A 14,189-nucleotide genomic window follows, 5' to 3' on the forward strand; every position below is an offset into this window, starting at 1 on the left:
TTGGCGTTATCGGTCTTTCAGGGCATTGAAAATGCGAACGGTTTCTACGGCCGCTTTTACATCGTGTACCCTGAGTATTTTGGCTCCTTTCATCAAGGCAATGGCATGTACGGCTGTTGTACCGTTGAGTGCCTCTTCAGGAGTCTCATTCAATAGCTTGTAGATCATGGATTTTCGGGATACTCCTACTAAAACAGGCAGTTGGAAGAGCTGGAATTCTTCCAGTTTATCCAATATCTCGTAATTGTGTTTCAGGGTTTTCCCAAAGCCGAATCCCGGATCAAGTATCAGGTCTTTTACTCCTAATGTCCGAAGCTTTTCTATTTTCTCGGCAAAATAACGGATAACCTCTTTTACCGGATTGTCATAATGCGGATTGAGTTGCATGGTTTGCGGATTCCCCTGCATGTGCATCAGGATGTAAGGCACTTTCAGCTGGGCGATAGTGGGAAACATGTGGGCATCCAGGTCGCCTGCAGAAATGTCGTTGACCAGGGCAGCTCCATATTCTTCCACACACATCTTGGCTACATCCGCCCGAAAGGTATCAACGGAAACCAAAGCTTCGGGGCATTCCCGCTGTACAATTTCCAGTCCCTGCCGTAGCCGTCTCATCTCTTCTTCCGGTGATACGTCTTCCGCATCCGGTCGTGATGAGTAAGCTCCCATGTCGATGAAAGTTCCTCCTTCTTCCAGAATCTGGTGAACCCGGCAGATGATATCTTTTTCGGTTTGCTTGCGGCTGTCTACATAAAAAGAATCCGGAGTGAGATTGAGGATTCCCATCACCTTCGGTTGTGATAAATCCAGCAGTTCTCCTTTTACATTGATGTATTTTGCGAATGTTTCTTCCATGAATTTTCTGTCCGTTTCTACCTCGCAAAGGTACGTACAATAATTCAATTTGTTTCAGTTCTTTCTGGCGAATTTTCTTTTCAAGATGGATTTTTCGGCCTTTTTATCTCTTCTTTTTTCACTTTTGGGCAAAAAAATGAACCAAAAGTTTGCAGGTTACAAATTTAGTTGTACCTTTGCAACCGCAATTGAGAACGAGACTCTCGGGCGTTTAGCTCAGCTGGTTCAGAGCATCTGCCTTACAAGCAGAGGGTCGGCGGTTCGAATCCGTCAACGCCCACTCAACGAATTTCTCGTAAATCATTGCTTCTTCTTTTTGGGGCGTTTAGCTCAGCTGGTTCAGAGCATCTGCCTTACAAGCAGAGGGTCGGCGGTTCGAATCCGTCAACGCCCACCTCCCAAAAAGAAAAATTAATCGGGCGTTTAGCTCAGCTGGTTCAGAGCATCTGCCTTACAAGCAGAGGGTCGGCGGTTCGAATCCGTCAACGCCCACACCGAATTAATTGTCAACTTTCCCTTTATTGGGCGTTTAGCTCAGCTGGTTCAGAGCATCTGCCTTACAAGCAGAGGGTCGGCGGTTCGAATCCGTCAACGCCCACTTCAAGCTTCGCAGCACTGCGGAGCTTTCTTTTTTTAACTCCTCTTCCTATATGCAAACATTGATTTTAGCCGATAATCAGACTATCACCCGTTACGGTATGAAAGCTATTGCTTCTGAGTTGTTGCCGATATGTAAAAATGTGGAGGTGAGTGACTGGAGGCATTTGGCTGAAACACTGAAGGCGTTTCCGGAAGCTTGTGTGGTGTTGGATTATACGCTGTTTGATTGTACGGCAGAGCAACTGTTGGTGTTGCATGAGCGTTTTCCGAAAGCAAATTTTATTTTGTTCAGTGACCAGCTTGGGACAGCTTTTGTGCAGAGAATGTTGTGGGCTGGACCGATGTTTCATGTTTTGATGAAGGATGCGGCATGGGAAGAAATCAAGCAATGTTGGGAAAATGTGTGTAGTGGTCGTCAGTTCGTTTGTCGAAAAGCGTTGGATTTGTTGGATGGAGATGGGAAGAAAGAGGCGGATAGAATTCTTCCGCTGACGCAGACGGAAAAAGAGGTGCTGCGTGCCATGGCTTTGGGGAAGAGTACGAAGGAGATTGCCGCAGAGCGTTTTCTGAGTGCCTATACCGTGGCCACTCATCGGAAAAACATTTTTCGTAAGTTGCAGGTAAACAATGCGCACGAAGCGATTCGGTATGCGCTTCGTGCGGGCATTGTGAATCCAGTGGAATATTGTATCTGATGTCTGCTTCTTAAAGAGGATATTCTTCAAAAGCATACAGGGCGGTGGATAGATAGCGTTCGCCAGTATCCGGTAGCAATACCACGATATTTTTTCCGGCATATTCCGGTTGTGAGGCTACCTGTAGGGCTGCAAAGGTAGCTGCGCCTGCAGAAATTCCTGTCAGTAATCCTTCTTTTAGAGAAAGTTCACGGCCTGTGCGGATGGCGTCATCGTCAGCTACACGGATTACTCTGTCCACCACTTTTGGGTTATAGGTTTTGGGAATAAATCCGGCTCCGATACCTTGTATCTTGTGCATACCCGGTTTGTCGCCAGAGAGTACGGCCGACGAATCCGGTTCTACGGCGATGATTTCAATGTGCGGATTATGTTGCTTCAAGCCTTCACCTACTCCGCTGACAGTCCCTCCTGTACCTACTCCTGCAATGAATACATCGACTTTTCCATCGGTATCTTCCCAAATTTCTTGGGCGGTAGTTGCTATATGGGTACGAGGATTTGCTGGGTTCTCAAATTGTTGGAGGATGACGGCTCCGGGCGTATTGTCACGCAATTCATTGGCTTTCTCGATGGCTCCGCGCATGCCTTTGCTGCCTGGAGTCAGTACGAGTTTAGCTCCCATGGCCTTCAACAGGTTTTGCCGTTCCACACTCATGGTCTCGGGCATGGTCAGAATGGTTTTATAGCCTTTTACACCTGCTACCCAAGCCAGTCCGACGCCCGTGTTTCCGCTGGTCGGTTCAATGATGACAGCCCCTGGTTTCAGGATGCCTCTTTCTTCGGCATCTTCAATCATGGCCAGTGCGATACGGTCTTTTACGCTGCCTCCCGGGTTGAAATATTCCAGTTTGGCAATGATGCGTGCTTGTGCCTGATGTGCCTTTCCTAAACGGGAAAGTTCCAGTAGGGGGGTATGCCCAATCAGTTCTGTAAGTTGTTTCTTGATTCGTTCCATAGTTATTCTTTTTTTGTTTGGGGCAAAGATAGGGGGAACTTTAGGAAGTGGAAATACCCTTTTTAGGGTATATTGAGGCATAAAAAAGAGAAACCTTTTGGGTTTCTCTATTGGTTGCGGAGGCCTGACTCGAACAGACGACCTTTGGGTTATGAGCCCAACGAGCTACCAACTGCTCCACTCCGCGATATTCGCTTGTAGTTGCGGAGGCCTGACTCGAACAGACGACCTTTGGGTTATGAGCCCAACGAGCTACCAACTGCTCCACTCCGCGATGTTATTTCTTAATTGCGGTGCAAAGGTACGGACTTGTTTTTAGAAAAGCAAATATTTATGAAAGAAATATGAGGATTTTATATTAATTTAAAATAATCCTTCAGTAGGGAAGGGTAAATATGGGGAGAAATGGAGATAAGAAGGCTTTTCCAATGAATTTGAGACCTTATATTTGTGTAGTATCAAGAAAAACAGTACTTTTGCTCAGTTTTTTATGAGTTGTGCAATAACGAAAGATGACAGTATTAAAGACGAGAGCTAAACTGGTAGATGTGGCCCGGCAGCTTTTTGCGAAGAAGGGAGTGGAAGATACGACAATGAATGACATTGCCCAGGCTTCGAAAAAAGGACGGCGTACACTTTATACTTACTTTAAAAGTAAGGAACAAATCTACATGGCGGTAGTGGAGTCTGAACTGGAAATGCTTTCCGACCAGCTGGAAAAAGCGGCTGGAAAACCGGTGTCGCCGGATAAGAAGATCATGGAACTGATTATGACGCACTTGAATGCCATCAAGATGGTGGTGTATCGTAACGGTACGTTGAGGGCTGATTTCTTCCGGGATATCTGGCGAGTGGAAGCGATGCGCAAGGAATTTGACCGGAAAGAAGTGACTTTGTTTCGCCGTATCCTGCAGGAAGGTAAGGAACAAGGACTATTCGACATCGACAATGTGGAGATTACGGCCGACATCTTGCATTATTGCATAAAAGGTATTGAAGTGCCCTACATCCGCGGACAGATTGGTGAGGAACTGGATGATGAAACCGGATGGCGTTATGTGTCGAAAATTGTATTTGGCGCATTGGGGTGTAAAGAGAAAGAAAAATAATCATATCGTTTAATTAAAAAATAAAGAAAATGGGATTATTAACTGGAAAGACAGCCATTATTACTGGTGCTGCACGTGGTATCGGTAAAGCTATTGCATTGAAGTTTGCTGCGGAAGGAGCAAATATTGCGTTCACAGACTTGGTTATCGATGAAAACGGTCAGAATACAGAAAAAGAAATCGCTGCTTATGGCGTAAAAGTAAAAGGATATGCTTCTAATGCAGCCAGCTTTGAAGATACAGCAAAGGTTGTAGAACAGATTCACAATGATTTCGGTTCTATCGATATCCTGGTAAACAATGCAGGTATCACAAAAGACGGTCTGATGATGCGTATGAGCGAATCACAGTGGGATGCCGTGTTGACTGTGAACTTGAAGTCTGCATTCAACTTCATCCACGCTTGCACTCCGATCATGATGCGTCAGAAACACGGTAACATCATCAACATGGCTTCTGTAGTAGGTGTACACGGTAATGCTGGACAGTGCAACTATTCTGCTTCCAAGGCAGGTCTGATTGGTCTGGCTAAATCTATCGCACAGGAATTGGGTTCACGCGGTATCCGTGCCAATGCCATCGCTCCGGGCTTCATCATCACTGACATGACTGCGAAACTGTCTGACGAAGTGAAGGCTGAATGGAACAAACGTATTCCTTTGCGTCGTGGCGGTACACCGGAAGATGTAGCCAACATCGCCTTGTTCCTGGCTTCTGACATGTCTTCATACGTTTCAGGACAGGTTATCCAGGTTGACGGTGGTATGAACATGTAATACAAACCATAATAATATTATAAGGTGAAGAATAGGGAATAGGAGAAAGAGGCTTTCTTTCATTTCCTGTTCTTCATTTTTTGTATATGACAGTAGTTTACGAAGATAATCACATTATAGTAGTCAACAAGACTGCTTCTGAAATTGTACAGGGCGACAAGACGGGCGATGTGCCCTTGTCGGAAACTGTAAAGCAGTATTTGAAGGAGAAATACGCCAAGCCCGGCAATGTGTTTCTGGGGGTAACGCATCGTTTGGACCGGCCGGTCAGCGGACTGGTCGTATTTGCCAAGACGAGCAAGGCCTTGAGCCGTTTGAACGAGATGTTTCGCAATGGGGAGGTCAAGAAGACCTACTGGGCCATTGTAAAGCAGCCGCCTAAGGAAACCGAAGGAGAACTGGTGCACTATCTGGTCAGAAACGAGAAGCAGAACAAGTCGTATGCCTACGATAAGGAAGTCAAGAACTCCAAGAAAGCAGTACTTCATTATCGTCTGATAGGCCGTTCAGACAATTATTATCTGCTGGAAGTTGATTTGAAGACCGGACGTCATCATCAGATACGTTGCCAGCTGGCCAAGATGGGGTGCCCTATCAAAGGAGATTTGAAGTATGGTTTTCCGCGCTCCAATCCGGATGGCAGCATCTGTCTGCATTCCCGCAGGGTACGTTTTATCCATCCCGTATCCAAGGAACCCATTGATTTGATTGCTCCTCTTCCTGAAGGAAATTTGTGGAAAGGATTTGGCATGTTGTAAATTATAAAAAGATAAGAAGGAGACGCTTCACAGCGTCTCCTTCTTGTTAACACATAGGCATCTTCATTTTATCATGAGATTGTAAAATAATTGAGAATTCAATTAAATTGAGGTAAACAATCTCAGAACTTTATTCTATGGGGTTGGGTTTAGCCTAGTTTGTTTGGGTTGTTCATTGTTTTGTTTATCTATAATTTATAGGACAAAACTCGTGCCAAACGTTCAGAAGCCTTCTGGAGGGGGTCTGTGAGTGAAACGCTGTGGAATAAGTGTGGAACGTGTGGAAAAATTCCACACGTTTATTGTGGAATCTGATACAATTTCAGTTTGTTGTAGAGTGTTTTCCGGTCAATGCCCAGCAAGGCAGCGGCTTTGCTTTTGTTATTGCCGGTCTGTTGGAGGGCTTTTAATATCCGGTGTTTCTCGGTCTCTTCATCGTGGAGCATGAACGATTCTTCAGGTTTCACTCTGTCATCTTCAGTCAATTTTCTTTCGTGAATTTCCTCTCCCAAGTCCTTCGCCGTGATGAATTCTCCCTGAGCCAGTAAGGTAGCCCGTTTGACCACGTTTTTCAACTGGCGCAGATTACCAGGCCAAGAGTATTTTTGCAGAGCTTCACTGGCTTCTGCATCGAAGCCGATAAGGGAGCGGTCCAGTTCCCGATTCGCCTGGTCCAGGAAAAAGTTGGCAAACAGCAGAATGTCTTCCGGCCGGTCTTTCAAGGCTGGCATCTGTAAAGTAAATTCGTTGATGCGATGGTATAAATCTTCTCGGAAGTTTCCTTTAGCAATGGCTTCCTTCAGATTCTCGTTGGTAGCGCTGATCAGACGGACGTCCACTTCTATTTCTTTGGTAGAACCGATGCGGCGGATACGCCGTTCCTGTAGGGCACGCAGCAGTTGTACCTGTACCTCGTAGCTCAGGTTACCGATTTCATCCAAGAACAACGTGCCTCCGTTGGCTTCCTCAAAGGCACCGACCTTGTCACTTAGGGCTCCTGTAAACGAACCCTTTACGTGACCGAAGAATTCAGAAGCAGCCAAGTCCTTTGGAATGGAACCGCAATCGATGGCAATGAAAGGTTTGTCTGCCCGTTTGCTGAGTTGGTGGATGCGGTGAGCCACATACTCTTTGCCAGTTCCGCTGGCACCGTTGATGAGTACGGACATTTGGGTAGGCGCTACCAGGCTGACATAATTGTACAGCTTTCGTGCCTCTTCGCTCTCTCCTTCCAGAAAACTGTGCGTCGTCTGCGAAGCGTTTTTCTTCTTTTCCGTCGCTGCCTCTGTGGGTCCTGGCTGGATGGCCTCCTTGATTTTCTTCAGCAGTTCATCGGGCTGTATCGGTTTGGAGATATAGTCCGTGGCTCCTTCTTTCATGGCCCGTACGGCACTCTGTATCTCTGCATAGCTGGTCATGATGATAAAAGGCACCTCATTCTGCTGTTCCCGCAGCCAGGACAGCAGGCTCATTCCGTCCTTGTCCGGAAGACGCAAGTCGGAGAGAATCAGGTCAAAACTGCGCGTACCAAGTAGTTTGCGTGCTTTGGCCTGTGTGCTCGCAGTTTCCACTTCAAACCCTTTTTTCCCCAGCCATGTTTTTAGCATGGTAGAGAAGGTCAAATCATCTTCAACGATTAAAATAGACGGAATCATATTTTTTTATTTAATTGCTTTTACAAAGATAATCTTTTTTACGATACTCTTTCTATATCCTTCAAGATTTTGCATTTCAGGATTTTTTGTGTCTCTTCTACTACCCGAGTGGCAGCCTGCGCAGCTTCTGGAGAATAGGTATGTGTACCTCTCTGTTGTTCCAGCCATTGGAGGGAAGGAATAGCCTGCCGGGCTTCAATCATGAGGAAAGTAGGCAGCATCTTGTGGGCTACGGCACAGAGGGTGTCCATATCTTCCGCTTGCAGGGCCGTCTGTATCTTTTCTAGGTTCTTGCGGGTTTCCTGCGCAAACGTCCGGAGGATTTCTTGGGCTGCTTCCGGATCATCTTCCGAGAAGGCTGTCAGCGGAGTAAAATTGTAGGTATCTTCCGTGTTTTCTTCTTTGGGAGGTAGGGAAGGTCCTTTTCTGGTCGTATCCAGTTCATGCCAGGATAAGACTTCTTTCAAGACACTCTTCAAGTCCGACTGGTTGAAAGGTTTCTGCAGCATGCCGGCAAATCCTTTCTGTTGGAAATCATTCTTGTCCATGTCGCCCCGTGCGGTAATGGCAATGACCGGAATGGATTGTGCCTGCGGCAGAGGCAGGCTGCGGAGGTGTTTCAACAACTCAAATCCGTTCATGGCCGGCATTTGGATGTCGGTAAACAGAAGGTGGAAAGTCTGTGCTTGTAACTGTGCTACCAGCTCTTCGGGCTGTTCACAGCATACTGTTTCTATTTTCAGCCCTTTCACTTCTTCACTCACGTTGTGGAGCATGGCTTCCGTGAGGTGCATCTGTATCCGGTCATCGTCGATGATGAGTACCCGTAGCAAGGTTTCCGGAATGGACAGAGAAGTTTCTGGTATTTGTGATGCCTTTTTGGGAGAAATAGAGGGCAGGGGGATGGATACTTGGAACGTACTGCCTTCTCCCGGGGTACTTTCTACTGTAATTTTGCCCAACAGCAGTTCCACCAGTTTGCGGGTAATGGACAGACCGAGTCCGAAACCTTCCTGTCCCTGGGCACTGCGTAGACGGGTAAACTCTTTGAAAATCCGTTCCTGGTCTTTGGCTGTCATGCCGTATCCCGTGTCTGCCACACGAAATACAAACTGGTTGCCGTGGTAGGCTGCTTCCAGTGTGATTTTACCTGCTGCCGTGAATTTCAAGGCATTCGACAGCAGGTTCTCTACAATCTGTCGGATACGGAAGGGGTCACCTTCCAAGGTAAGTGATGCCGGAAGATGCTCCTCGAAAATAAGCTGCAGATTTTTTTTCTCCGCAAGTGGCAAAAAGCTGTTGTAAATGTCGGTCAGCAGTTCGTGGGGATTGAATGCCACAGGATGCAGGTCCATTTTGCCTGCTTCCAGCCGGTGGTAATCCAGCAGGGAAGTGACGAGGGCCAGCAGGTGCTGGGCCGAACTCTTCATGTTCGATAAGTAGAACTGCTGTCTCCGGTCGCGAACCAGCCGGATAAGAAGGTCGATGTAGCCGATGATGGAGCCTGCCGGAGCCTTGATGTCGTGGGTGATGGTCAGCATCAGTTTTTCGCGGGCTACCAGCAAGTTTTCGGCATAGAGCTTGGCCTTTTCCAGTTCCCTGCGGTAATGGTTGTTGCGGGTAATGTCACGGGCAATGACGATGGAGAATATCAATACCAGGACAAAGGCAGCAATGGCAATCTTGGCCATGGTCTCGGCTGCATTCTTCCGAATTTCTTCCTCCTGTGCCAGTTTGATTCGGGCCGCTTCCTGTTCGTCCTGCTCGATGTTTTCCAGCAACTGGTTGACACGCTGGCTGAGGCCGCTTCCAATTACACGGAGATTGTTGATCTGTGCGTTCAGCATTTCAGTTTCTTTTTGCCGGGTCTGGAACACCTTGTGCTGGATACCCGTAATCATGTGACTGATGGTGTCGACGGGGTTGTACACCTCATCGAGCGTATCGGTATATTCTTCCTGTATCACGTTGCTCACCTGAGTGGAATCTTCCTTGCCTGGGGCGAATACATCGGCCAGGCGTTTGAAGAATCCTTTCTTTTTGTGGTGGATGGTGTAGGAGTTGTGGTGCGTGATGACCTTTCTCCGGATATGGGGTGTGCTGAGCAGGGAATCCTGCTGGGCAATTAGGCTGTCCAGTTGTTCCTGGTAAATCTGGTCGGTCGGGGTATTCCGCATAGTTTCCAGTAAAGCATACATGTTCCATTGCTTGTTGTGCAGCAAGTCTCTCACCGTATCCAGACGAGCCTGTTGCATGGTATCGGTCAGGATGATTTCCAGCGTATCGATGGAAGCGTTCACCTCTTTCATGGCTTTCAGGTAATGATAATATTCGTCCAGGTTGCCGGTTCGCAAGGTCTGTCCGATGATTTCGGCATCATACAACTGGCTGATGATACGGTGCGTGATGTGACGGCGATGATCCAATTGTTCGTTCAGGTTGGAGGGAGTGGTGAGCAGGTTCATCTGCTGGATGGTGTAGGTGAAAGCCCCCAGCAGCAGTCCGATCAGCACGATGTAGCCGAATACGATTTTGGAAGAAGTGGAAAACATGGTTTAACAGCGTTGTTTGGTTTTATATCTGAACCGTAAGTAGTACATGATTCCGGCACTGGTGAGTCCGAAAGGAAAAGCCGCCCAGATTCCGGTGACGCCCCACTGGCAGACAAATCCGAAGAAATAACCTGCCGGCAGTGAAATCAGAAAATAGGCGATGAACGAGAACAGCATCATGGGACGCACGTCGGCAATCCCTCGCAAGGCATTGGCAAAATTGATTTGCAGGCCGTCGCCAAACTGGTAAATCAGGAAAGGAATGATGACTTGGGCCACCATAAGACTGACGGCCGCATCGTCTGTAAACCAGCCGCCAATGTGGTGACGGAGCAGGAATATCGGCGTAGCGGCCAGCACAATCATGACCAGAATGATATGGAACCCCGTACGGGCCGTGCGGCGTACATTTTCCAAGTCTTTCTGTCCGAAAAAGTAGCTGATGCGTACGGATACGGCAGCCCCCATGCCGTAGTACATCATGAAGCACACCTGCGATACCGCCATCATAATCTGATAGGATGCCAGTGCCGTACTGCCCAGCCAGCCCACCATGATGGCACTGAGGCTGAACGAAGCGGTTTCCATTCCCATCTGTCCGGCAATGGGCCACCCTAATTTGTTCAGTTGTCCGAAGTCGGACTTGTTGAGGTGTCCTTGCGTGAACCCTTTCTTGAATGCTTCGTAGCGGGATGTGCCGAAGAAGAGAATCAGGTAGACCACTACCATGAGGATGCGAGAGGTCAGGGTCGCAATGCCGGCCCCTAACAGCCCTAATTCTGGAAATCCGGCTTTCCCATAAATCAGCAGGTAGTTTCCCACGATGTTCAGTACGTTGCCCCCCAACAGAATCCACATGGAAATACGGGTGTCGGTAATGCCGTCGGTAAATTGTTTGAATCCGTTGAACCACAGCACAAAAGGTAAAGAAGAAAGCAGTACCAGATAATAGGGACGCATCACTGGAAGCAGTTCTTCCGGCTGTCCGAGGTGTTCCAGATTCCAGTAAAGTACAGCCATGACCAGGCAGACGATGACGGCCAGCAAGGTGTTGGCTGCCAGGCTGTTTTTCAGCACCTGTCCCACCGCCTCATGGCGTCGCTGTCCGAACAGGCTTCCCACGATGGGAGTCAGTCCGTAGCTGAATCCCGTGCTGAAAATGATGGCCAGGTTGAACATGTTGTTCACGAAACTGGCGGCCGCCAGTTCCTGCGTGCTGTGGTGCCCAATCATTAGGGTATCGGCAAAACCCAGTACGATGACGCCGATTTGTCCGATGACGATGGGAATACCCAGCCAAAGAAGTGCCCGGTAGTTCGATGATTTCATGAAATAGCCTTGTAATAAAGAATGCTGCAGTTTTCGGGTACGAAGCATTTGGCAGAAACCGCCTGAATCTGTGCGGCCGTGACGGCGCGGTATTTATCCACTTCGTCGTTGATGTCTTCGGCCTTGCCTGTCAGTTCAAAAAATGCCAGGTTGGTGGCCACGTTCAGGTAGTTGATGTTGTTGAAAATCTGTTCGCTTTCGTAACGGTTCTTTACTTTTTCCAGCTCTTGCGGACTGACGGGTACGGTCTTCATCTTGTCGAGTTCCTTCCAGATGGCCTCTTCGGCCTGTTCCAGCGATATGCCGGTAGCCGGCTTGCCGGTGATGTGCAATAACCCTTCGTCCAGGCTGCCCGAAATATACGCATCGATGGACATGAACAGCTTTTGTTCCTGTACCAGTGACTGTACGAAACGGGAAGAACGTCCATTCGACAGGATATCCGTAATCATATCGTACACATAATAATCCGGGTGCATGCGGTTGGACATGTGGAAAGCCATGTAGATGGCATCCACGGGTACTTTTCGTTCCACTGTTTTACGTCGGATGGCCGTCTGCGGCTTTTCTTTCGGCAACTGGCGGGGGGTAATCTTCCGGGCCGAAATCGGACCGAACCATTTCTCGGCCAGTCGGACCGTTTCTTCAAAGGAGATGTGGCCCGTGACGGCCAGGATGGCATTGTTGGGCGCATAAAACCGATAGAAGAAGTCCTTCACCTCTTCCAGCGTAGCCTGAGCAATGTGTGAAATCTCCTTGCCGATGGTCGGCCAGCGGTAAGGATGTGATTCGTAGGCCAGTTCGCGTATCAGGTGCGAAGCGTCGCCGTACGGCTGATTCAAGTTGCGTTGTTTGAATTCCTCGATGACCACTTGCCGTTGCACTTCCAGGCTTTTCGGGTTAAAATCGAGGCTGAGCATACGGTCGCTTTCCAGCCAGAAACCCGTTTCCACGTTTTGGAACGGCAGGGTGATATAATAATTCGTAATGTCGTTGTTGGTCCAGGCATTGTTTTCCCCGCCGGCATTCTGTACCGGTGTGTCATAGTCGGGGATATGAAGGGAGCCTCCGAACATCAGATGCTCGAACAGATGGGCGAATCCCGTGTGCGACGGGTCTTCATCGCGGGCTCCCACGTCGTACAGTAAGTCGAGGGCGACCATTTGGGTAGAGTCGTCCTCGTTGTGTACAATCCGCAGCCCGTTGTCCAGGGTATAACGGTTAACTTGAATCATGTGGTTCTTAGATTATTCAATCACAGTTGCTTTCAGGATACGTACGTCGGTTTCCGGACGGTCGGCACGGTTGGTCTTGACCGCCTGAATCTTGTCGATGACATCCATACCTTCAGTTACTTCGCCAAATACAGTGTAGGCACCGTCCAGGTGAGGAGCCCCTCCCACGGTGGTGTAGGCTGCAATCTGTTCACGACTGAACTTCAAAGCCGGTTCCTTGGCCACGATGGCACGTGCCTGCGCTTCCAGGCTGTCCTGCAGTTCCAGCAGTCCGTCGTTGTCGCCAGCTTTCCGCATCTTGTAGATTTCTTTCATGTGCTTGCGGGCCAGTTCGTTGAATACGTTTTCCAGACGGGCATCGTTCAACTGGTTTTCCATGCTGATCATCTGTGCTTCCGAGAATTTCCGTCCGGTGACAATGTAGAACTGGCAGCCGGAAGATTCCTTCTTCGGGTTCACGTCGTCTCCTAAACGGGCTGCAGCCAGTGCCCCTTTCTTGTGGAAGAATTTCGGGTTGAATTCGGCCGGAATCGTATAGCCTACGTCACCGTTGCCCAATGTGGTTGTATCGGTAGCCGTCTTGCTCTGCGGGTCACCTGCCTGAATCATGAAGTTCTTGATGACACGGTGGAAGAGTGTGCTGTCGTAAGTACCCTCCTTTACCAGCTTGATAAAGTTGTCGCGGTGTTTGGGCGTTTCGTTATACAGTTTGACCGTGATGTTGCCCATGGTCGTTTCCAAACGTACAAGTGTTTCGTTTCCAGTTTCCATATCGGTTGTCTTTTTTTGATTGCCCGTGCATGCCATCAGGCAGCAGGCCATCAGTGTGAGTAAAATAGATAATCTTTTCATGTCCCAAAAAAATGATGGTGCAAAGGTATAAAAAAACTCTTTATTTTTCTTCTGGAACAGCAGCTATATAGACTCGGTGTGTGCGTTGTCCTTTGGCCTGTATGCCGGAGTCAGGAGTGCGGCTCCAAGTTTGCAGTTCGCGGGCCGCCGTGGTATGGCTCAGTCCGGTCAGTTCCATATAGTCGGATACGGTCAGGTAAGGATGGTTTTGCAGGAAGTTTTGAGCTATTTTCAGCCGTTTTTCGCTGTTGTGTCGGGAGATTTTCAGTCGGGAAGTGCCATTTTCCCTTTCCAGGGTGCAGTGCTGGTTGGTTTTCTGTATCAGTTCCTTGTCGGCCCGGAAGTTGATGTTCCTCACTTGGATGCTGCGGGCGTTGCGTCGGGTGTCCCCCTCGGGGAGTTCAGCCTCTTTGCCCTTGGTCAGTCCCAATGAAGGTGTGAAGGTGCCTATCTGGTCAAGTTTGACGGAGTAGCCTCGGGCCATTTCGCGGGTCATGGCTTCGTGCAAGGCTATCAGCATGCCTTTGAGTTCGCCCGCACTGTAGCTGCTTTGTTTGGCAATTTCGTTGACTAGTTCTTCTGTACTGCATTGGCCTTTGATGATCATTCTCGGATAGAGGAGTGTTTCGTCCTCGTTGTGCAGGTCTTTCATTTCCTGCATGGTGTAAGTTGCTGCCATCGTAAGTAATAAATTTAAAGGTTTCAACAAATTCTTTCTTTTCCTTCGACAAATTCTCTGTTTCATTGTGCGGGATTTGTATTTCACAGTGTGAAATATGTATCCCACACTGTGGTTTTTGTATCCCACAGTGTGA

Annotated in this window: 12 protein-coding genes and 6 tRNA genes; 8 read left to right on the forward strand and 10 right to left on the reverse strand. The window is 48.4% G+C overall.

Translation table 11 applies throughout. The annotated features are described in order from the left end of the window. Positions 1–6: 6 nt before the first annotated feature. Complete coding sequence (folP, locus tag H6A28_RS07465) at positions 7–855, reverse strand: dihydropteroate synthase (protein WP_204479616.1); 849 nt, start codon at positions 853–855, stop codon at positions 7–9. A 205-nt stretch (positions 856–1,060) separates the two neighbouring features. Here folP and H6A28_RS07470 point away from each other — a divergent pair. The 5 genes from H6A28_RS07470 (at position 1,061) to H6A28_RS07490 (ending at position 2,150) form a co-directional block, all read left to right on the forward strand. After that, positions 1,061–1,135 (forward strand) — tRNA-Val (locus H6A28_RS07470). 39 nt (positions 1,136–1,174) lie between these two features. Continuing rightward, positions 1,175–1,249: transfer RNA gene (locus H6A28_RS07475), tRNA-Val, on the forward strand. Positions 1,250–1,272: 23 nt separating this feature from the next. Next, positions 1,273–1,347: transfer RNA gene (locus H6A28_RS07480), tRNA-Val, on the forward strand. A gap of 31 nt (positions 1,348–1,378) precedes the next feature. Beyond that, positions 1,379–1,453, forward strand: a tRNA-Val gene (locus tag H6A28_RS07485). Between the two features lie 52 nt (positions 1,454–1,505). Then, complete coding sequence (locus H6A28_RS07490) at positions 1,506–2,150, forward strand: response regulator transcription factor (RefSeq protein WP_204473686.1); 645 nt, start codon at positions 1,506–1,508, stop codon at positions 2,148–2,150. Positions 2,151–2,160: 10 nt separating this feature from the next. On the opposite strand, the gene cysK is transcribed toward H6A28_RS07490, so the two are convergent. The 3 genes from cysK to H6A28_RS07505 form a co-directional block, all read right to left on the reverse strand. Then, the gene (cysK, locus tag H6A28_RS07495; RefSeq protein ID WP_204473688.1) at positions 2,161–3,108 is read right to left on the reverse strand and encodes a cysteine synthase A; all 948 of its coding nucleotides are present in this window, start codon (positions 3,106–3,108) and stop codon (positions 2,161–2,163) included. A gap of 111 nt (positions 3,109–3,219) precedes the next feature. Next, positions 3,220–3,295, reverse strand: a tRNA-Met gene (locus tag H6A28_RS07500). A 14-nt stretch (positions 3,296–3,309) separates the two neighbouring features. Continuing rightward, a tRNA-Met gene (locus H6A28_RS07505) sits at positions 3,310–3,382 on the reverse strand. A 238-nt stretch (positions 3,383–3,620) separates the two neighbouring features. Here H6A28_RS07505 and H6A28_RS07510 point away from each other — a divergent pair. From H6A28_RS07510 to H6A28_RS07520, 3 genes are all read left to right on the forward strand, one after another. Continuing rightward, entirely contained in the window at positions 3,621–4,217 is a 597-nt protein-coding gene (locus H6A28_RS07510) for a TetR/AcrR family transcriptional regulator (RefSeq protein ID WP_204473690.1), read from the forward strand. Between the two features lie 29 nt (positions 4,218–4,246). Continuing rightward, entirely contained in the window at positions 4,247–4,993 is a 747-nt protein-coding gene (fabG, locus tag H6A28_RS07515) for a 3-oxoacyl-[acyl-carrier-protein] reductase (protein WP_072543560.1), read from the forward strand. Positions 4,994–5,079: 86 nt separating this feature from the next. Further along, entirely contained in the window at positions 5,080–5,751 is a 672-nt protein-coding gene (locus H6A28_RS07520) for an RluA family pseudouridine synthase (RefSeq protein WP_204473692.1), read from the forward strand. Positions 5,752–6,050: 299 nt separating this feature from the next. Here H6A28_RS07520 and H6A28_RS07525 read toward each other — a convergent pair whose 3' ends face one another. The 6 genes from H6A28_RS07525 to H6A28_RS07550 are packed head-to-tail and all read right to left on the reverse strand — an operon-like array spanning position 6,051 to position 14,053. After that, complete coding sequence (locus H6A28_RS07525) at positions 6,051–7,406, reverse strand: sigma-54-dependent transcriptional regulator (RefSeq protein ID WP_204473693.1); 1,356 nt, start codon at positions 7,404–7,406, stop codon at positions 6,051–6,053. A 38-nt stretch (positions 7,407–7,444) separates the two neighbouring features. Next, positions 7,445–9,958, reverse strand: coding sequence for a hybrid sensor histidine kinase/response regulator (locus H6A28_RS07530; RefSeq protein WP_204479617.1), 2,514 nt, complete (start codon positions 9,956–9,958; stop codon positions 7,445–7,447). 3 nt (positions 9,959–9,961) lie between these two features. After that, entirely contained in the window at positions 9,962–11,287 is a 1,326-nt protein-coding gene (locus H6A28_RS07535) for an MATE family efflux transporter (protein WP_204473697.1), read from the reverse strand. Further along, positions 11,284–12,522, reverse strand: coding sequence for a M16 family metallopeptidase (locus H6A28_RS07540; RefSeq protein ID WP_204473698.1), 1,239 nt, complete (start codon positions 12,520–12,522; stop codon positions 11,284–11,286). The genes H6A28_RS07535 and H6A28_RS07540 overlap by 4 nt, the downstream gene beginning before the upstream one ends. A 12-nt stretch (positions 12,523–12,534) precedes the next feature. After that, complete coding sequence (locus H6A28_RS07545) at positions 12,535–13,374, reverse strand: peptidylprolyl isomerase (RefSeq protein ID WP_204473700.1); 840 nt, start codon at positions 13,372–13,374, stop codon at positions 12,535–12,537. A 40-nt stretch (positions 13,375–13,414) separates the two neighbouring features. Then, complete coding sequence (locus H6A28_RS07550) at positions 13,415–14,053, reverse strand: HU family DNA-binding protein (protein ID WP_204479619.1); 639 nt, start codon at positions 14,051–14,053, stop codon at positions 13,415–13,417. Positions 14,054–14,189: the final 136 nt, after the last annotated feature.

The organism is Bacteroides mediterraneensis, from assembly GCF_016900355.1.
GTDB lineage: Bacteria > Bacteroidota > Bacteroidia > Bacteroidales > Bacteroidaceae > Phocaeicola.

Coding starts and splice junctions, on each gene's coding strand:
- fabG (WP_072543560.1), top strand. CDS start 4,247: ATGGGATTATTAACTGGAAAGACAGCCATTATTACTGGTGCTGCACGT.
- folP (WP_204479616.1), bottom strand. CDS start 855: ATGGAAGAAACATTCGCAAAATACATCAATGTAAAAGGAGAACTGCTG.
- H6A28_RS07535 (WP_204473697.1), bottom strand. CDS start 11,287: ATGAAATCATCGAACTACCGGGCACTTCTTTGGCTGGGTATTCCCATC.
- H6A28_RS07530 (WP_204479617.1), bottom strand. CDS start 9,958: ATGTTTTCCACTTCTTCCAAAATCGTATTCGGCTACATCGTGCTGATC.
- H6A28_RS07550 (WP_204479619.1), bottom strand. CDS start 14,053: ATGGCAGCAACTTACACCATGCAGGAAATGAAAGACCTGCACAACGAG.
- H6A28_RS07510 (WP_204473690.1), top strand. CDS start 3,621: ATGACAGTATTAAAGACGAGAGCTAAACTGGTAGATGTGGCCCGGCAG.
- H6A28_RS07520 (WP_204473692.1), top strand. CDS start 5,080: ATGACAGTAGTTTACGAAGATAATCACATTATAGTAGTCAACAAGACT.
- H6A28_RS07490 (WP_204473686.1), top strand. CDS start 1,506: ATGCAAACATTGATTTTAGCCGATAATCAGACTATCACCCGTTACGGT.
- H6A28_RS07545 (WP_204473700.1), bottom strand. CDS start 13,374: ATGAAAAGATTATCTATTTTACTCACACTGATGGCCTGCTGCCTGATG.
- H6A28_RS07525 (WP_204473693.1), bottom strand. CDS start 7,406: ATGATTCCGTCTATTTTAATCGTTGAAGATGATTTGACCTTCTCTACC.
- H6A28_RS07540 (WP_204473698.1), bottom strand. CDS start 12,522: ATGATTCAAGTTAACCGTTATACCCTGGACAACGGGCTGCGGATTGTA.
- cysK (WP_204473688.1), bottom strand. CDS start 3,108: ATGGAACGAATCAAGAAACAACTTACAGAACTGATTGGGCATACCCCC.